The 18578-nt window shown below is 52.2% G+C and carries 14 protein-coding genes and 1 pseudogene; 12 read left to right on the top strand and 3 right to left on the bottom strand.

Annotated features, from left to right (window positions below; genetic code table 11):
• Positions 1–64: 64 nt before the first annotated feature.
• Positions 65–487 (bottom strand): annotated as a pseudogene (locus J1785_RS14115) (GNAT family acetyltransferase); the annotation flags it as partial.
• A gap of 277 nt (positions 488–764) precedes the next feature.
• On the opposite strand from J1785_RS14115, the gene amiA reads away from it, so the two are divergent.
• The 4 genes from amiA to uriH all read left to right on the top strand — a co-directional run bounded on the left by amiA (position 765) and on the right by uriH (position 4183).
• Entirely contained in the window at positions 765–1649 is an 885-nt protein-coding gene (gene amiA / locus J1785_RS14110) for an N-acetylmuramoyl-L-alanine amidase AmiA (protein WP_217219598.1), read from the top strand.
• Positions 1650–1748: 99 nt separating this feature from the next.
• Complete coding sequence (hemF, locus tag J1785_RS14105; RefSeq protein WP_217158044.1) at positions 1749–2717, top strand: oxygen-dependent coproporphyrinogen oxidase; 969 nt, start codon at positions 1749–1751, stop codon at positions 2715–2717.
• Positions 2717–3166: a YaiI/YqxD family protein gene (locus J1785_RS14100; RefSeq protein WP_217219596.1), complete on the top strand. Its 450-nt coding sequence runs from the start codon at positions 2717–2719 to the stop codon at positions 3164–3166. The genes hemF and J1785_RS14100 overlap by 1 nt, the downstream gene beginning before the upstream one ends.
• A 69-nt stretch (positions 3167–3235) precedes the next feature.
• Positions 3236–4183 (top strand): uridine-preferring nucleoside hydrolase UriH, encoded by a 948-nt coding sequence (uriH, locus tag J1785_RS14095; RefSeq protein ID WP_129952183.1) that lies wholly within the window; start codon positions 3236–3238, stop codon positions 4181–4183.
• A 63-nt stretch (positions 4184–4246) separates the two neighbouring features.
• On the opposite strand, the gene maeB is transcribed toward uriH, so the two are convergent.
• A complete protein-coding gene (maeB, locus tag J1785_RS14090; protein ID WP_129952182.1) occupies positions 4247–6526 on the bottom strand; it encodes an NADP-dependent oxaloacetate-decarboxylating malate dehydrogenase in 2280 nt (759 codons plus the stop codon).
• A gap of 384 nt (positions 6527–6910) precedes the next feature.
• Between maeB and tal the strand changes: the two genes are divergently transcribed.
• The 3 genes from tal to yegD all read left to right on the top strand — a co-directional run bounded on the left by tal (position 6911) and on the right by yegD (position 11389).
• Positions 6911–7861, top strand: coding sequence for a transaldolase (gene tal / locus J1785_RS14085; RefSeq protein WP_129952181.1), 951 nt, complete (start codon positions 6911–6913; stop codon positions 7859–7861).
• Positions 7862–7917: 56 nt separating this feature from the next.
• The gene (tkt, locus tag J1785_RS14080) at positions 7918–9912 is read left to right on the top strand and encodes a transketolase (protein WP_129952180.1); all 1995 of its coding nucleotides are present in this window, start codon (positions 7918–7920) and stop codon (positions 9910–9912) included.
• A gap of 124 nt (positions 9913–10036) precedes the next feature.
• Positions 10037–11389, top strand: coding sequence for a molecular chaperone (yegD, locus tag J1785_RS14075; RefSeq protein WP_129952773.1), 1353 nt, complete (start codon positions 10037–10039; stop codon positions 11387–11389).
• Between the two features lie 68 nt (positions 11390–11457).
• Here the strand turns inward: yegD and J1785_RS14070 are convergent, their stop codons facing one another.
• The gene (locus tag J1785_RS14070) at positions 11458–12411 is read right to left on the bottom strand and encodes an aldo/keto reductase (RefSeq protein WP_129991779.1); all 954 of its coding nucleotides are present in this window, start codon (positions 12409–12411) and stop codon (positions 11458–11460) included.
• Positions 12412–12671: 260 nt separating this feature from the next.
• On the opposite strand from J1785_RS14070, the gene mdtD reads away from it, so the two are divergent.
• The 5 genes from mdtD to trhP all read left to right on the top strand — a co-directional run bounded on the left by mdtD (position 12672) and on the right by trhP (position 18323).
• Positions 12672–14147: a multidrug transporter subunit MdtD gene (mdtD, locus tag J1785_RS14065; protein WP_129952179.1), complete on the top strand. Its 1476-nt coding sequence runs from the start codon at positions 12672–12674 to the stop codon at positions 14145–14147.
• Positions 14144–15529, top strand: a complete 1386-nt coding sequence (baeS, locus tag J1785_RS14060) for an envelope stress sensor histidine kinase BaeS (protein WP_217219594.1) — start codon at positions 14144–14146, stop codon at positions 15527–15529. Before mdtD ends, baeS begins: the two co-directional genes overlap by 4 nt.
• Positions 15530–16249 (top strand): envelope stress response regulator BaeR, encoded by a 720-nt coding sequence (gene baeR, locus J1785_RS14055; protein ID WP_129952177.1) that lies wholly within the window; start codon positions 15530–15532, stop codon positions 16247–16249.
• 154 nt (positions 16250–16403) lie between these two features.
• The gene (locus J1785_RS14050; protein ID WP_129952176.1) at positions 16404–16751 is read left to right on the top strand and encodes a YegP family protein; all 348 of its coding nucleotides are present in this window, start codon (positions 16404–16406) and stop codon (positions 16749–16751) included.
• A 186-nt stretch (positions 16752–16937) separates the two neighbouring features.
• Positions 16938–18323 (top strand): prephenate-dependent tRNA uridine(34) hydroxylase TrhP, encoded by a 1386-nt coding sequence (gene trhP / locus J1785_RS14045; RefSeq protein ID WP_129952175.1) that lies wholly within the window; start codon positions 16938–16940, stop codon positions 18321–18323.
• Positions 18324–18578: the final 255 nt, after the last annotated feature.

The following is an 18578-nucleotide window of genomic DNA, read 5'->3' as shown; positions in this document are numbered from 1 at the left end:
AGAAAAAGAAGCCCCGGCGGATCACTCCAGCCGGGGCTTTTTTATTCGCCGGAATAACGGTATAGTATTCCTGATCTTCGATCAGTCGTTTACCCAGTAAAAGCGTATCCGAAATTTCATAACCCAGTTTTTCATACATGCTGACTACCGCATCGTTTTCAGCACGCACCATTAAATTCATTTTCGGGCAACCACGGGCGATTAACTTCTTCTCCAGACGGTTTACCAGCGCATTGGCAATGCCACGGCCGCGATAATCCGGATGTACCCCCAGATAATTGGCTGATCCGCGATGACCATCGTAGCCGCCCATCAGCGTCGCCACCACTTCACCGCCCACTTCCGCCACCAGGAAAAACTCAGGGCTGTGGTTAATTTTACGTTCAATATCCAGCTCTGGATCATTCCACGGACGCAGTAAATCGCAGCGTTCCCATAAGGTCAGTACTTCTTCGAAATCTTCTTGACGGTATACGCGAATTTCCATCACTGTTCGCCGCTGTTAATCGGGGTTTATATGATTATCGCGTGATCAGTTTGATACGCAACATCAAAATCACCAATTGTGTACTTTATAAACCGTTTTGAGCGATAAAATCTTTACATAAAACACCATGACGCTCTGTCTGTCCTGGATAGTTATTCGGTCATGACATCATTCACGACACATTATTCATAAAAAGTAATAGTTCTCAGGTCGAAACGATAAAAAAGATACTCTATAACATAGGGCATTCTGCATTTTTTCTGACGGTAACGGACTGATGTTAAACCCCCTGAATAAATTTTTGCATTTCCAGCCTTTGCCTGCCGCCGCCACCCGTCGCCAGCTGCTACTTTCCGGGCTTGGTTTGGCGATTGCCGCTTTCGGTTCACGTTCTGCCAGCGCCGCGCAGCATGAACACATCACCCAATCTGCACCGGCTCCTAAACTTCCGGGTGCGAAAAAACTGGTGATGATTGACCCCGGACACGGTGGCATCGATTCCGGTGCGGTGGGTCATGAAGGCTCGGAAGAAAAACATGTCGTGCTGGAAATCGCCAACTATGTGCGGGAATTCCTGGGCGAGCAAAGTCATATTGACGTTAAACTGACCCGCGACTCTGATCACTTTATACCGCTTTATCAGCGGGTTGAACTGGCTCATCAGCATCAGGCCGATTTATTTGTTTCGATTCATGCCGATGGTTACACCAGCCCGACGGCTTCAGGCGCGTCTGTTTTCGCCCTCTCTAATCGCGGGGCCAGCAGCGCGATGGCGCGGTATATGTCTAAAAAAGAAAACGATGCCGATCTGGTCGCGGGCGCGAAATATGCCAAAGAAGACAATAATTATCTGCAACAGGTATTGTTCGATCTGGTGCAAACCGACACCATCAAAAACAGTCTGACACTGGGGCATCATGTGCTCGACAGAATCCGTCCGATACACCATCTGCACAGCCAGCAGACCGAACAGGCCGCATTTGCTGTATTAAAATCCCCGTCGATACCGTCGATTCTGGTGGAAACATCGTTTATTACCAATCACCAGGAAGAACAGTTACTCAGCACTACGGCGTTCCGTCGTGAAATCGCGCAGGCCATTTCACAGGGCATCGTAAATTTCTTCAGTTACTTCGATGCCAACGAACGTAAGCCCCGGTAACGTCTTTGCGCTGCTAAAAGCAGGCGTCTCTAGCCGACGCGGATGTTTTTGGGTATATAATCACTTCCTCTTTTTGATTCAGCGCCCGCAAGGCGCTGAATGTCTCTTAAGTCAACGTCTGCGAGTTTGCCCGTGAGCCAATCCATTCCCGACATCCAGCAAGTTAAAACTTTTCTGCTTAAGCTCCAGGATCACATTTGCCAGCAACTGGCTGCCGCCGATGGCAAGGGCCGGTTCGCTGAAGATCAATGGGTACGGGAGGAAGGTGGTGGAGGCCAGAGCCGGGTGCTGACCCATGGCGCAGTGTTTGAACAGGCAGGTGTCAACTTTTCGCATGTTGCCGGTGCAACCCTGCCCGCTTCCGCAACCGCGCATCGACCTGAACTGGCTGGTCGCAGTTTTCAGGCCATAGGCGTTTCACTCGTTATTCATCCGCTGAATCCTTACGTGCCAACCAGCCATGCCAACGTACGCTTTTTCATTGCGGAAAAACCCGGTGAAGCGCCGGTCTGGTGGTTTGGCGGTGGCTTTGACCTCACGCCATACTACGGTTTTGAAGAAGATGCCCACCACTGGCACCAAACTGCACAACAGCTTTGCCAGCCGTTCGGCGATGATGTCTATCCGAAATACAAAAAATGGTGTGACGATTACTTCTTTATTAAACACCGTAACGAAGCACGCGGTATCGGCGGCTTATTCTTTGATGACCTTAATTCGCCGGATTTCGCCACTTGTTTCAGTTTCATGCAGGCTGTGGGCAACGGCTTTACCGACGCCTATATGCCCCTGGTAGAAAAACGCAAAGCTCTGCCGTGGGGCGAGCGTGAGCGCCAGTTCCAGCTTTACCGCCGGGGGCGTTACGTTGAGTTCAATCTGGTATGGGATCGCGGAACCCTGTTTGGCCTGCAAACCCGTGGCCGCACGGAATCTATTTTAATGTCGATGCCTCCGCTGGTGCGTTGGGAATACGGCTATCAGCCGGAAGAAGGCAGCCCGGAAGCCGCACTTTATAACGACTTTCTGCCGGTTCGCGACTGGCTGGCTGAAAAGGGAGAGCCAAACTGATGCAAATCTGGGTTGATGCAGACGCCTGTCCGAATGTCATCAAAGAAGTGCTGTTCCGCGCCGCCGAACGTACCGGCATGATGGTGACGCTGGTTGCCAACCAGATCGTCCGTACACCTCCGTCAAAATTCCTGCGCACCTTACGCGTAGAAGCGGGCTTTGACGTAGCAGATAACGAAATTGTAAAACGCACTGAGCCAGGTGATCTGGTGATCACCGCCGATATTCCGCTGGCAGCGGAAGTCATTGAAAAAGGCGGCGTGGCGCTGAATCCGCGTGGTGAGCGTTATACCACCGAGACCATCAAAGAACGCCTGAACATGCGTGATTTTATGGACACCATGCGCGCCAGTGGCGTACAAACCGGCGGACCGCCCGCGCTTAATCAGCGCGACCGTCAGCAATTTGCCAATGAACTGGATAAGTGGTTGCAACAAGCCAAAAACTAATTCCCCTTCATGCAATTCGAATGATTTTGGGGACTGATAAAAGTGGATAAATTGAAAAGGATGTAAAAAATGGTCAAAAAGATCATCCTTGATTGCGATCCTGGGCACGACGATGCTATCGCGATGTTACTGGCACACGGTAACCCCGACATCGAACTGCTGGCTGTCACAACGGTCGTTGGTAATCAGACGCTGGAGAAAGTCACCCGCAATGCCCTCGCCGTGGCACGTGTGATTAACCTGACTGGCGTGCCGTTTGCGGCGGGCGCAACCCGTCCGCTGGTACGTCAGGTTGAAATTGCTGACGAAATCCATGGTGAGTCCGGTCTGGATGGTCCGGTGCTACCGGAAGCGACCCTCACTCTTGAACCTGTTCATGCTATCGATCTGATAATTGATCTGATCATGTCTCACCCGCCAAAAACCATTACGCTGGTGCCCACCGGCGGGCTGACCAATATTGCTATGGCTGTACGCAAAGAGCCTCGTATTGTTGAACGTGTGAAAGAAGTGGTACTCATGGGCGGTGGTTACCACGTGGGAAACTGGAGTGCAGTCGCAGAATTCAATATCAAAATTGATCCTGAAGCCGCGCATATTGTATTTAACGAGAAATGGCCGCTGACGATGGTCGGGCTTGATTTAACCCATCAGGCACTGGCTACCCCTGAAGTTGCCGCACGCATCGCCGCTGTAGGTACTCAGCCGGCTAAATTTGTCGGCGAACTGCTGGATTTCTTTGGCCTGAGCTACAAAGACCGCCAGGGCTTTGATTCACCGCCGGTTCACGATCCGTGTGCCGTGGCTTATGTCATCGATGCGAACGTAATGACCGTGCAAAAGGTGCCGGTAGATATCGAACTGACGGGCACCTTAACACTGGGTATGACCGTCGCCGATTTCCGCGCACCGCCCCCGCCGGATTGCCATACGCAGGTGGCAGTCAAACTCGACCATCAGCGTTTCTGGGATCTGATCGTCGATGCGCTGGAGCGTATCGGCGAAGTGAAATACTGAGACGGCGATTGAGAAAAACGAGCATCGCTTTGATGCCCGTTTTTTACGCTAACAGTTGCGTGGTTATAAAGGTTCGGTTTGGGCTTCCACGACCGCCAGCGCTACCATATTGACTATTCGCCTGACCGAGGCAATTGGCGTCAGAATATGTACCGGTTTCGATACCCCCATCAGGACCGGTCCGACAGTTACCCCTTCCGAACACGATACCCTCAGCAGGTTGTAACTGATGCGCGCCGATTCCATATTCGGCATGATGAGAATATTCGCCGATCCTTTCAGCGGGCTGTCCGGCATCACATCCTGACGAATACTTTCCACCAGCGCCGCGTCACCGTGCATCTCACCGTCGATTTCCAGATCAGGATCGCGCTCATGAATCAATTCCAGGGTACGGCGCATTTTCAGCGCGGCCGGGCTGTCTGAGGTACCAAAACTGGAGTGCGACAACAGCGCGACTTTCGGCTCAATCCCAAACCGTCTCACCGTTTCTGCTGCCATCAGCGTGATTTCTGTCAGCTGTTCAGGGGTTGGATCATCATTGACGTAGGTATCAGCAATAAAGGTATTGCCGCTCGGCAGCAGCAGCGCATTCATCGCCCCGGCAACATGCGTACCTTTGCGAAAACCGAACACATTCGCCACGATATCGTAATGCTCATGATAGGTACCAACCGTACCGCAAATCATCGCATCGGCTTCGCCGCGCAGCAGCATGATGGCAGAAATCAGCGTCGGATTGCCGATCACAGCCCGGCGCGCCTGTTCCTGAGACACACCGCGCCTTTTCATCAACGCATAATATTCGCGCCAGTATTCATTAAAACGCGGATCAGATTCGTTGTTCACCACTTCAAAATCCCGGCCTGCTTCCAGTTGCAAACCGAGTTTTTTGATGCGCATGGCAATGACGCTCGGCCGTCCGACCAGAATCGGCTTCGCCAGCCCGAGGGAAATCAGTTCCTGCGTAGCGTGCAGCACGCGTTCCTCTTCTCCTTCCGCCATTACCACCCGTTTGGCGTCTTTCTTAGCCTGCGAGAAAATAGGCTTCATGAACAGATTGGTTTTGTAGACGAACTCGGTAAGTTTTTCGGCATACGCCTCCAGATCCTCAATCGGGCGCATAGCCACACCGGACTCCATCGCGGCTTTCGCTACGGCGGGCGCAATTTTCACGATCAGGCGCGGATCAAAAGGCTTAGGAATAATATATTCAGGTCCGAAAGACAGCTCTTCTTCACCGTAAGCGGAAGCCACCACATCGCTTTGTTCGGCCATTGCCAGATCCGCGATAGCATGAACACAGGCCAGTTTCATTTCTTCATTGATGGTGGTTGCCCCGACATCCAGCGCACCACGGAAAATGAACGGGAAGCACAAGACATTATTCACCTGATTCGGATAATCCGAACGGCCGGTACAGATAATGGCGTCGGGTCGCACCGCTTTTGCCAGCGGCGGTAAAATCTCCGGCTCAGGGTTAGCCAGCGCCAGGATCAGCGGATCTTTGGCCATGGTTTTCACCATCTCCTGCGTCAAAACTCCGGGGCCGGAACACCCCAGAAAAATATCGGCGTCCGGGATTGCATCCCCCAGCGTGCGCTGGCCGTTATCTTCAATCGCATAAGCCGCTTTGGTTTCAGCCATGTTGTCTTCGCGCCCCTGATAAATCACACCACGGGAGTCGCAGGCCGTGATGTTATGGCGTTTCAGTCCCAGCGCCACCAGTAAATTCAGGCACGCAATGGCAGAAGCCCCCGCCCCTGAAACGACCAGCCGCACATCGGAAATGCTTTTCCCCACCACGCGCAGACCATTTAACACTGCGGCGGTACAGATAATGGCGGTGCCGTGTTGATCGTCATGAAACACCGGAATTTTCATGCGCTCCCGGAGCTTTTTCTCAATGTAAAAGCACTCCGGCGCTTTGATATCTTCAAGGTTGATGCCGCCGAACGTCGGCTCCAGCGCGGCGATCACATCGATCAGTTTATCGGGATCGTTCTCATCCACTTCAATATCAAACACATCAATACCGGCGAATTTTTTGAACAATACGCCCTTACCTTCCATCACCGGTTTCCCGGCCAGGGCACCGATATTTCCCAGCCCGAGAACAGCGGTACCGTTGGAAATCACCGCCACCAGATTGCCGCGTGCGGTGTACCGGTAAGCCGCCAGCGGATCTTTAGCGATCTCCAGACAGGGAGCGGCAACGCCCGGAGAATAGGCCAGCGCCAGATCACGTTGTGTCGCGAGAGGCTTGGTGGGTGAAACCTGAATTTTGCCAGGCACCGGAAACTCATGAAAATCGAGCGCACTTTGTTTGAGTTGTTCGTCCATTGCAGGATCCTTTTCGTGTTTCTTATTTTTTGCAGAGACAACAGGGTACGGGAAATATCAGCATCTGATTTTCCTGCTGACAAGTATAGATAACCCTGCCATGGCTAAGGGTGAATCACGACCAAAACTTAGCCGTTACATTGATTACTTTTCATTCATGGAAGACGTCTCGTAAAAATGCACTAAGCTTAAAGTTTGTCCTTGCGCTTTTCTCGCCAGACGCTCAGTTTGTCGGGCAACAGGGCCGCCATTGTTGAGACCCATTGCAGTAATCAGAAAAAGCGCATTCAGTTTGTTAACCGAATGATGCAGGGTAGGAGCCCTACGAAAGAGAGTCGTCAGACCTTATTGCTGTATCGTTTTTTCTCGCCAAGGAGCTAAGAGATGAACCAGTTAGACGCACTAAAAAAAATCACCACCGTCGTTGCCGACAGCGGTGACATTGAATCTATCCGTCATTTCGAGCCTCAGGATGCGACGACCAATCCTTCGCTGATCCTCAAAGCAGCCGACCTGCCGCAGTACCAAAACCTGATTAAAGACGCGCTGGACTACGCCCGCAAGCAAGGTGGCAGCAAAGAAACTCAGGTGATCAATGCGACAGATAAACTGGCCGTTAATATCGGGGCCGAAATCCTGAAAAGTGTGCCGGGGCGCGTCTCGACAGAAGTGGATGCCCGCCTGTCATTTAACCGGGATTTGTGTATCGAAAAAGCCCGCAAACTGATCGGTTTATATCAGGATCATGGCATCGATAAATCGCGCATCCTGATTAAACTGGCATCAACGTGGGAAGGTATCCAGGCCGCTAATGAACTGGAAAAAGAAGGCATCAACTGCAATCTGACCTTGCTGTTCTCTTTTGCTCAGGCACGGGCCTGCGCCGAAGCCGGGGTATATCTGATTTCGCCTTTTGTTGGCCGTATCTATGACTGGTACAAAGCCAAAGAGCCCAACGCCACCTACGACGTCGAAAAAGATCCGGGCGTAGAATCTGTCCGGAATATCTACGACTACTACAAATCCCACGGTTACGAGACTGTCATCATGGGCGCGAGTTTTCGCAAAGTGGAACAAATTCTGGCCCTGGCAGGTTGTGACCGCCTGACGATTTCACCAAACCTGCTGGAAGAACTGAAAGCCAGTGATGCACCGGTTGAACGCAAACTGCAGCCGTCTTCTCAGGCAGATAAAAAGCCGGCACCGCTGACACAGGCTGAATTCCTCTGGGAGCATCATCAGGATGCTATGGCCGTAGAAAAACTGGCCGAAGGTATCCGTTCATTTGCCGTCGATCAGAAGAAACTCGAAGATATGCTGTCGGCACAACTTTAGTTTTAACTGAATGTAAGTTTTGAATTTTAGCGTTGAAAAAAACAGATGGAGTGAATATGCCCTCTCGTAAAGAACTCGCAAATGCGATCCGTGCACTGAGCATGGATGCCGTTCAAAAAGCGAACTCAGGCCATCCCGGAGCCCCCATGGGAATGGCGGATATCGCTGAAGTGTTGTGGCGTGATTATATGAATCACAATCCAACCAACCCTAAATGGGTCGATCGCGACCGCTTCCTGATGTCAAACGGCCACGGTTCAATGCTGCAATACAGCCTGCTGCATCTGACGGGTTACGATCTGCCGATGAAAGAGCTGGAAAACTTCCGCCAGCTGCATTCTAAAACGCCAGGACATCCGGAATTTGGCTATACGCCGGGCGTGGAAACCACCACCGGCCCGCTGGGTCAGGGGATTGCGAACGCCGTAGGTTTCGCGATTGCCGAACGTACACTTGCGGCTCAGTTTAACCGTGAAAATCACGACATCGTCGACCACTATACCTACGTCTTTTTAGGCGACGGTTGCATGATGGAAGGTATCTCACACGAAGCCTGTTCGCTTGCCGGCACCATGAAACTCGGCAAGCTGATTGCGTTTTATGATGACAACGGTATCTCTATCGACGGTCATGTTGAAGGCTGGTTCACCGATGACACCGCCAAACGCTTCGAAGCCTATCACTGGCATGTGATCCGCGGTATTGACGGGCACGATCCTGACGCGGTGAAAGCGGCTATCGAAGAAGCCCGCAAAGTCACTGACAAACCGTCACTGTTGCTGTGCAAAACCGTCATTGCTTTCGGTTCACCGAACAAAGCCGGTACTCACGGTGCCCACGGTGCTGCGCTGGGTGATGATGAAGTTGCAGCCACCCGTGAACATATCGGCTGGCACTACCCGCCTTTCGAAATCCCACAGGATATTTATGACCAGTGGGATGCCAAAGAAGCCGGCAAAGCGAAAGAGAAAGCCTGGAATGAGAAGTTTGCCGCGTATGCCAAAGCCTATCCGGCACTGGCCGCAGAATTTGAGCGCCGCATGAGCGGCAAATTGCCTGCGCAATGGCAAAACGAATCGCAGAAATACATCGAAGAATTGCAGGCGAAACCGGCCAATATTGCCAGTCGTAAAGCCTCGCAGAATACGCTGGAATCCTTCGGTAAAATTCTGCCGGAATTCCTTGGCGGCTCCGCTGACCTCGCGCCAAGTAACCTGACAATGTGGTCTGGTTCCAAATCCATCGGTGATGATCAGGCGGGTAACTACATTCACTACGGTGTTCGTGAATTTGGCATGACCGCCATTACTAATGGTATCGCTTTGCATGGCGGTTTCCTGCCGTACTCCGCGACATTCCTGATGTTTGTGGAATATGCACGTAACGCCGTTCGTCTTGCGGCACTGATGAAGATCCGCAACGTGTTTGTGTACACCCATGATTCAATCGGTCTGGGTGAGGATGGCCCTACGCACCAGCCGGTAGAACAAATGGCCAGCCTGCGCGTGACGCCAAATATGAACACATGGCGTCCGGGTGATCAGGTGGAGTCGGCTATCGCCTGGAAATACGCCATCGAACGTACTGACGGCCCTTCTGCGCTCATCTTCTCGCGTCAGAACCTGACCCAGCAGCCGCGTACGGCGGAACAGCTGGCTAACGTTGCACGCGGCGGTTATGTACTGAAAGATTCTGACGGTACGCCGGAGGTGATCCTGATTGCCACCGGTTCGGAAGTGGGCATCACGGTAGAAGCTGCGGACATTCTGGCTGCCGCAGGCACCAAAGTACGCGTGGTTTCCATGCCGTCTGCCGATGTCTTCGACCAACAGGACGCGGCTTACCGCGAATCGGTTCTGCCGAAAGCCGTGACCGCAAGGGTTGCGGTTGAAGCGGGTATCGCCGATTACTGGTACAAATATGTCGGCCTCAATGGTGCCATTGTCGGCATGACAACCTTCGGGGAATCTGCGCCAGCCGAGCAACTGTTTAAAGAGTTCGGTTTTACCGCTGATAATGTCGTCGCTAAAGCGCAGGCATTGCTGAAGTAATTCTCTGTACTTGATTCCCTCTCCCCAGGAGAGGGATTTCCTCTTCATTGCGCATCCTATCTGACTTGATGAATCGCCCTCTCTCCGGTAAAGTCCCGTCCCTTCTTTGGCATGGGGAACAATGATGTTTATTGGATTTGACTACGGTACAGCGAATTGCTCCGTTGCAGTGATGCGTGACGATAACGCTCACCTTCTGGCGCTAGAAAATAACGATCCTTACTTACCCTCCATGCTTTGTGCACCGACACGTGAAGCGGTCAGCGAATGGCTGAACCGTCACGGGCAGGTTCCCGCAGGCAGTGATGAAAATCTGGCGCTGCTGCGTCGCAGTATCAGCTTTAACCGCGAGGAAGATATCCCGGTTAATGCCAACAGCGTAAACTTCGGTTTGCGGGCACTTTCGACCTATATGGAAGATCCGGAAGAAGTGTACTTTGTGCGTTCTCCCAAATCGTTCCTCGGCGCAAACGGCCTGAAGCCACAACAGATCGCCCTGTTCGAAGATCTGGTTTGCGCGATGATGTTCCACATCAAACGTCAGGCTGAGTCTGTCCTGCAGGAAAGTATTGAACAGGCGGTTATTGGCCGCCCGATTAACTTCCAGGGCATGGGCGGTGATGAAGCCAATGCTCAGGCACAAGGTATTTTGCAGCGTGCGGCAGAACGTGCGGGTTTTCGTGATATCGCTTTCCAGTTTGAACCGGTCGCGGCCGGTCTGGATTTCGAAGCCACACTGACCGAAGAGAAAACGGTGCTGGTTGTCGATATCGGCGGCGGCACGACTGACTGCTCGGTACTGCTGATGGGGCCACAATGGCGTGATAAAGCAGAGCGTCAGAACAGCTTGCTTGGTCATAGTGGTTGCCGCATCGGCGGTAATGATCTGGATATCATGACCGCATTCAAACAGCTGACTCCACAATTTGGTATGGGCAGTGAAACCCAGAAAGGTATCGCTATCCCGGCCCTGCCTTACTGGAATGCCGTCGCGACCAACGATGTTCCGGCGCAACTGGATTTCTATAGTGTGGCGAACGGCCGCATGTTACGTGATCTGATCCGTGATGCAGCGCAGCCTGATTTGATCAAACGCCTGCTGAAAGTTCAGCAACAACGTCTGAGCTACCGTCTGGTTCGTGCAGCGGAAGAAAGTAAGATTGCATTGTCTGAACGTGAAAGCGTGACGGCAGCCATGGACTTCATTGAATCGGGTCTGGCAGAAACCATTACCCAGCAGCAACTGAGTGACGCGATTTCTCAGCCCCTGGAACGTATTCAGGAGCAGGTCAGTCTGGCACTCGCCAGCAGCGAAATTAAACCGGATGTGATTTACCTGACCGGTGGCAGTGCACGTTCACCGTTGCTGCGCGCCGCTTTGCAGGCGCAGTTACCCGGGATCCCGCTGGTTGGAGGAAATGATTTCGGCTCGGTTACGGCAGGTCTGGCACGCTGGGCCCAAACGTTATTCCGTTAGGATTTAAAGAGACCGATAAACGCAAACCGCCTGAATCCAGGCGGTTTTTTATGGTTCAGAGCCAGGACTTACCAGGCACTGGCATCATTTAACGTCCTGATATCAGACTCATCCAGCTTCAGGGTCGCAGCCTGCGCCAGTTCGTTTAGCTGTTGCAGAGAGGTCGCACTGACAATCGGTGAAGTGATACCCGGACGGGCAATCTGCCAGGCCAGTGCTACCTGTCCCGGCTGAGCACCATGCTTACCGGCAACCTGATCCAATCCGGCCAGTATTTTCAGGCCACGCTCATTCAGGCAACGCGCAATAACACTTTCACCGCGTTTACTCTTCCCTGCATCGGCCCTGGTACGGTACTTCCCGGTCAGAAAACCGGCTGCCAGGCCATAGAAGTTGATGACACCTAAGCCGTTATCCGTCACGACTTTTTCCAGCGCTTCTTCATATACTTTACGGTCATACAAATTATATTGCGGTTGCAGCGTTTCATAACGCGCCAGTCCGTTTTCCTGACTGACTTTCAGCGCTTCAACCAGACGTGGTGCGCTGTAGTTGGATGCCCCAACGGCACGCACTTTCCCTTCTTTAATAAGCCGGTCAAACGCCGCCATGGTTTCAGCCAGCGGTGTATCGGCATCGTCATCATGTGACTGATACAAATCAATATAATCCGTTTGCAGACGCTTCAGCGAGGCCTCTACCGCCTCTTTGATATAGCGTGGCGACAACCCGACTTTTCCCTCACCCATCGGTTTTCCGACTTTGGTGGCGAGAATAATCTGGTCACGCTTACCGGTTTTTTTCAGCCAGTTACCGATAATGGTTTCGGATTCGCCCCCTTTATTACCTTCAACCCAGCTCGAATAGACGTCAGCTGTGTCAATGAAATTCAGTTGATGATCCAGCAAGGCATCCAGCAGGTTAAACGAGGCTGCCTGATCGACGGTCCAGCCAAATACATTGCCACCGAAGGTTAACGGCGGCACCTGGATACCTGTACGACCCAGTTCTCTTTTGTTCATCATTATCTCCCTTTTAAACGCTCAGATCAGACTTACTTTGCATGCGAACGGTTGATGGTCAAAGGTCAACCTTAGCATTTTGATATAAAATGTCAGGCTGAAAGCTATTCTTTATAGTCAGAAGTATTGTCAAAAAATGGGAAAGACTCTCCTTATTTCCTCCATTTTCTGCTGAAACATTCTGGCTACACTGTAAGCCGGTCTGCAGGTTAATTCCCGCCTGAAATACCGCAACAATGATTGTGCTGATGTGATGACTCATGAAATCTGAAAACACTGACACTTTACCTCCTTCCACGCCGCTGCCAGCTTCAGTTCGCTGGCAATTATGGATCGTCGCCTTTGGCTTTTTTATGCAGGCCCTTGACACTACGATCGTTAATACTGCCCTGCCGTCGATGGCCCGCAGTCTGGGTGAAAATCCGCTGCACATGCATTCGGTCATTGTGGCTTATGTGCTGACGGTCGCGGTGATGTTACCGGCGAGTGGCTGGCTGGCGGACAAAGTCGGGGTTAAGTGGGTATTTTTTTCAGCCATTGTGCTGTTCACGCTCGGTTCGCTGCTGTGCGCACAATCGGAAAGCCTGCGCGAACTGGTGATGTCACGCATCGTTCAGGGGATTGGCGGCGCGATGATGGTGCCTGTTGGCCGGCTAACAGTGCTGAAAATTGTCCCGCGCAGCGAATACATGGCAGCGATGACAATGGTGACATTGCCCGGTCAGGTCGGCCCGTTACTGGGCCCGGCGTTAGGCGGTTTTCTGGTGCAATATGCAAGCTGGCACTGGATTTTCCTGATCAATTTGCCGGTCGGTCTGGCCGGATGCATCGCCACATTAATGATCATGCCGAACTATAAAATGCAAACCCGGCGCTTTGATATCAGCGGGTTTGTTATGCTGGCAGTGTGTATGGCCACGCTGACGCTGGCGCTGGAAGGCAGCCGCAGCATGGGGCTGACGGCGCTGGAAATCGTATTACTGGTCATCGCCGGTGGTGCCGCGCTGGGCATTTACTGGTTACATGCTCGCGGTAATCTTTCAGCACTGTTTTCCTTGCGCCTGTTCCATACACCGTCTTTTAAAATTGGCCTGACCGGCAGCTTGCTGGGGCGTATCGGCAGCGGCATGCTGCCGTTTATGACACCGGTCTTCCTGCAACTTGGGATGGGCTTTACGCCCTTCCATGCCGGACTGATGATGATCCCAATGGTGCTGGGCAGCATGGGGATGAAACGCGTGGTGGTCCGGCTGGTTAATCAGCTGGGTTATCGTTCGGCACTGGTCAGCGCCACATTGCTGCTGGCATTGATTACCCTGATTTTTCCGCTGGTGGCGATTTACGGCGCCGTATGGATGATCCCGATTGTGCTGTTCTTCCAGGGAATGGTGAACTCGCTGCGCTTCTCGTCGATGAATACCCTGACACTTAAAGATTTACCGCCACGCCTTGCCAGCAGTGGCAATAGCTTACTGTCGATGATCATGCAATTGTCAATGAGCCTCGGTGTCAGCGTTGCCGGTTTACTGATTGGCCTGTTCGCACACCAGCAAGCAATGACACCTGACAGCAGTACCCTGCACACCGCTTTTCTGTATTGCTATATGTCGATGGCGCTGGTGATTGCCCTGCCTGCCTGGGTATTTTCCAAAGTGCCGCCTGACAGGCAGAAAAACGCCATCATTAACCGGCGTCGTGCGGCGGCCGCTTCCCCCGATCCGATGAGAAAATCATGAAACCTGGTATCACCGCCAAGCTGTTTATGGCCATCTTTTGTACCTGCGCACTGGTGTTGATCATCATGAACTGGGGCGTGCGGATGAGCTTCGAAAGAGGCTTTATTGACTATATCCGCCAAAGCAACGAACAGCGCGTCGAACTGTTAGCGGACACGTTGCAGGAGCAATACAAGCAGCATGGCAGCTGGGAGTTTCTGGAAACAAATGATCGGTTGATCTACCAGCTGATGCGCTCATTTGAACAAAACAGCAGTTCGAAAATGCCGCCACAGGGCTGGCGGACAAAATTCTGGATCCTCGACAGTCACGATCGCCGGATCGGCGGTTACGATCAACCGGTCCCGCCCGATCTGCAAGGGCCGCGTCGCGTGATGACCGTCAATGGCGTGATCATCGGTTCAGTGATTTCCACGCCCGCTGAGCGCCTGACCCGCGATGCCGATATCAACTTCGAGCGTCAGCAGAGCCGCACCAGCTGGATGATTGTCGCTTTTACCGCACTGCTGGCCGCCGTCGTAACCTGGGTGTTATCTCGCGGTATGCTCGCGCCGGTAAAACGGCTGGTTAATGGCACCCATCAGCTTGCTGCGGGAAATTTCAGCACCCGCGTGGAAGTCGACAGTGAAGATGAACTGGGGAAACTGGCGCAGGACTTTAACCAGCTGGCAATGACGCTGGAGAAAAACGAACAGATGCGCCGGGCATTTATGGCAGATATTTCCCATGAGTTACGCACCCCGCTGGCGGTATTGCGCGGTGAGCTGGAAGCCATGCAGGATGGTGTGCGTAAAATGACCGTCGGTTCACTGGAATCGCTGCAATCTGAAGTGGCGATTCTGACCAAACTGGTCGATGATCTGCATCAGCTTTCTCTGTCAGATGCCGGTGCGCTGGCTTATCGCAAAGTCGATACCGACGTTGTACATCTGCTACAACTGGCCGAGGCCGGCTCGCGTGAACGTTTCCACAGCAAACAGTTAACGCTCAACAGCCATCTGCCGGAAAGTGCTGAAGTCTTTGGTGACCCGCAGCGGCTGTCGCAGCTTTTCAATAATCTGCTGGAAAACAGCCTGCGCTATACTGATCCGAATGGCGGCCTGGAAATCCTGGGAGAAATCTGTGAAAAAACGCTGAATCTGATTTTCCAGGACAGCGCGCCGGGCATCAGCGATGAGCAGCTCATCCGTATTTTTGAACGGTTTTACCGTACCGAAGGCTCGCGTAACCGCGCCAGCGGCGGCTCGGGTTTAGGTCTGGCAATTTGCCAGAATATCGTCGAAGCCCACGGCGGGCAGATCAGCGCAAGCCACTCCCCGGCGGGTGGCGTACGCATTACGGTCGTCCTGCCTCTTTCTGTCCCACATGGCCCGAGAAACTGAATGAACGACTCTGCATTGTCCGGCCCTGCGCCGTTGAAAATCCTGATCGTGGAGGATGAGCCTAAACTCGCCCAGTTACTGATTGATTATCTCGAAGCGGCAGGTTATGCCACGCAGTGGTTACCCGACGGCAACGACGTGGTTACGCTGGTTAAAACCCAGCCCCCGGCACTGATTCTGCTGGATCTGATGCTGCCGGGCAGCAGTGGTTTAACGATATGCCGTGACATCCGCCAGTTCTCCGATGTGCCGGTCATGATGGTGACTGCCAAAACGGAAGAAATTGACCGTCTGCTCGGGCTGGAAATTGGCGCAGATGATTATATCTGTAAGCCTTATAGCCCGCGGGAAGTGGTCGCGCGCGTGAAGGTTATCCTGCGCCGTTGTGTGCGTCCGGATGAGCACGTGACAAAAGATACCGGCCTGCATATTGATGAGGCTCGCTTTCAGGCCACTTTTCAGGGACACGAACTTGAGCTGACTCCGGCGGAATTTCGTCTGTTAAAAACCCTGTCTGTGAAACCCGGTTATGTCTTTACCCGGGAAGTGCTGCTCAATAATCTTTATGACGATTACCGCGTTGTGACGGATCGCACCATCGACAGCCACATCAAAAACCTGCGCCGTAAGCTCGAATCACTTGATGGTGAAAAGGCATTTATCCGCGCGGTATACGGCGTCGGTTACCGTTGGGAAGCGGAGCCTTGCCATTTAGTTTAATGTTCTTCGGGCCGGCAACTCAGGTTTGTAAAGTTACTGGAAGTCTGTCGGCCAGCTCACATTTCATACCTTAAATTTCCGCTATCGCCGCGAAAAAGTCTCCATTAACTACACTTATTTCTGAAAAATAACCCCTCTTATGGAGATTACCTTTATGGCTAATAGCCACTATGAGCTGATTAAGGCGAGGAACGGGCAATATCACTTTATCCTTAAAGCCGGTAACGGAGAGATTCTTCTCACCAGTGAAATGTATGCCAGCAAAGCATCAGCGGAAAACGGCATCTTATCGGTACAAAACAACGTCTCAGAAGAAGCCCAGTACGAGATCAAACCCACGAAAGACGGGCAGTTTTACTTTGTCCTGAAAGCAAAAAATCATCAGGTCATTGCCATAAGCGAGATGTACACCGCACCCCGCACCGCTAAAAAAGGGGTGCTGTCCGTTATCAAAAACGGGCTAAGCCCGGAGATCCGTGATCTCACCCAGCAAATCGCCTGACCTCGTTATCCTGAGGTTGCTACATTTCCTGCTGCAACCTCAGGATCCAAAAATTGATCTGCCCCGGTAAAACTTCAAATACCCACACGAACTGGCTGCTTTTAAACAACTCAGACGTTACAATTCTGACCTTTCGTCGCCCCGCATCCGGGACGGCCCTGACTTGTGATCAGACTGAGATTGACTATGTTTACCCGCGATTCTTTTGTTCCGGAACTGCTGTCCCCTGCCGGCTCCCTGAAAAATATGCGTTATGCTTTTGCCTACGGTGCTGATGCGGTTTATGCCGGCCAGCCCCGCTACAGCCTGCGTGTGCGTAATAACGAATTTAACCACCAGAACCTGGAAACAGGCATTAACGAAGCCCACGCCCTGGGTAAAAAATTCTATGTGGTGGTCAATATCGCCCCGCATAACGCCAAGCTCAAAACCTTTATCCGTGATTTACAACCGGTGATAGATATGGGACCGGACGCCCTGATCATGTCCGATCCGGGCCTTATCATGATGGTACGCGAAGCGTTCCCGCAAATGGATATTCACCTCTCGGTGCAGGCTAACGCCGTGAACTGGGCAACAGTGAAATTCTGGAAACAAATGGGGCTGACGCGCGTCATTTTGTCCCGCGAGCTGTCGCTTGAAGAGATCGCTGAAATCCGTGCTCAGGTGCCGGACATGGAAATAGAAATTTTCGTGCACGGTGCACTGTGCATGGCGTATTCCGGCCGCTGTCTGCTTTCCGGTTATATCAATAAACGCGATCCGAATCAGGGGACCTGCACCAACGCCTGCCGTTGGGAGTATAAAGTTCAGGAAGGCAAAGAAGACGCCATCGGCAACATCGTGCACCAATACGAACCGATCCCGGTTCAGCAGGTAGAAGCCGCAGAACCCACGTTAGGCATCGGCCAGCCGACGGATAAAGTATTTATGCTGGAAGAAGCGATGCGTCCGGGTGAATACATGAGTGCTTTTGAAGATGAGCATGGCACTTATATTATGAATTCTAAGGACCTGCGTGCGATTCAGCATGTGGAAACCCTGACTAAAATGGGCGTACATTCGCTGAAAATAGAAGGCCGTACCAAATCCTTCTATTATTGCGCCCGCACCGCACAGGTTTATCGCCGTGCCATTGACGACGCAGTGGCCGGAAAACCGTTTGACCCGACGCTGCTGTCAACGCTGGAAGGCCTGGCGCATCGCGGTTATACCGAAGGTTTTCTGCGCCGTCATACACATGACGCACAACAGAACTACGAATACGGTTTCTCGGTCAGTGACCGCCAGCAATTTGTCGGTGAATTTACCGGTAACCGTAAAGATGGCTGGGCAGAAATCGACGTAAAAAATAAGTTCAGCGTCGGCGACAGCGTGGAAATGATGACGCCGCAGGGCAACGTTCAGTTCACACTCGACGCGTTACGCAACAAAAAAGGTCAGCCGACCGACGTGGCACCGGGTAATGGCCACTTCGTTTATGTTGCGCTGCCGGAAGATGTCAGCCTGGAATTCGCTATTTTGTTGCGTAATCTGCAAGAAACCGACACCCGGAATCCGCATTCAAAATAAGGAATTCTTCGAAAATAAGAATTCGATCACATCTATTTTTAGAGTAGCTGGTTAATATGCATTCGCAATTTACTTCGAATGCAAAATAAAGCACCGGACTACACTAGGAACCACCTCCTTGGCCAGCTCAATCTCCCTTGAGCTGGCTTTTCTTTGAATATTCGGGCAACTTTTTGTACTTCCATTCATCAAACAAATAGTCTCTTTCCTCCCTAAAAAAATAAAATATCTTTTGCAGATAAATAAGTATTTTAT

Source organism: Rahnella perminowiae, from assembly GCF_019049755.1.
Taxonomy (GTDB): Bacteria; Pseudomonadota; Gammaproteobacteria; order Enterobacterales; family Enterobacteriaceae; genus Rahnella; species Rahnella perminowiae.
Note: the sequence above shows the minus strand (reverse complement) of the source record. Positions and strands in the feature narration are given on the sequence as shown.

Bases quoted from the DNA above. Each gene is read 5' to 3' on its own strand.
- amiA (WP_217219598.1), top strand. From the start codon at position 765: ATGTTAAACCCCCTGAATAAATTTTTGCATTTCCAGCCTTTGCCTGCC.
- hemF (WP_217158044.1), top strand. From the start codon at position 1,749: ATGTCTCTTAAGTCAACGTCTGCGAGTTTGCCCGTGAGCCAATCCATT.
- J1785_RS14100 (WP_217219596.1), top strand. From the start codon at position 2,717: ATGCAAATCTGGGTTGATGCAGACGCCTGTCCGAATGTCATCAAAGAA.
- uriH (WP_129952183.1), top strand. From the start codon at position 3,236: ATGGTCAAAAAGATCATCCTTGATTGCGATCCTGGGCACGACGATGCT.
- maeB (WP_129952182.1), bottom strand. From the start codon at position 6,526: ATGGACGAACAACTCAAACAAAGTGCGCTCGATTTTCATGAGTTTCCG.
- tal (WP_129952181.1), top strand. From the start codon at position 6,911: ATGAACCAGTTAGACGCACTAAAAAAAATCACCACCGTCGTTGCCGAC.
- tkt (WP_129952180.1), top strand. From the start codon at position 7,918: ATGCCCTCTCGTAAAGAACTCGCAAATGCGATCCGTGCACTGAGCATG.
- yegD (WP_129952773.1), top strand. From the start codon at position 10,037: ATGTTTATTGGATTTGACTACGGTACAGCGAATTGCTCCGTTGCAGTG.
- J1785_RS14070 (WP_129991779.1), bottom strand. From the start codon at position 12,411: ATGAACAAAAGAGAACTGGGTCGTACAGGTATCCAGGTGCCGCCGTTA.
- mdtD (WP_129952179.1), top strand. From the start codon at position 12,672: ATGAAATCTGAAAACACTGACACTTTACCTCCTTCCACGCCGCTGCCA.
- baeS (WP_217219594.1), top strand. From the start codon at position 14,144: ATGAAACCTGGTATCACCGCCAAGCTGTTTATGGCCATCTTTTGTACC.
- baeR (WP_129952177.1), top strand. From the start codon at position 15,530: ATGAACGACTCTGCATTGTCCGGCCCTGCGCCGTTGAAAATCCTGATC.
- J1785_RS14050 (WP_129952176.1), top strand. From the start codon at position 16,404: ATGGCTAATAGCCACTATGAGCTGATTAAGGCGAGGAACGGGCAATAT.
- trhP (WP_129952175.1), top strand. From the start codon at position 16,938: ATGTTTACCCGCGATTCTTTTGTTCCGGAACTGCTGTCCCCTGCCGGC.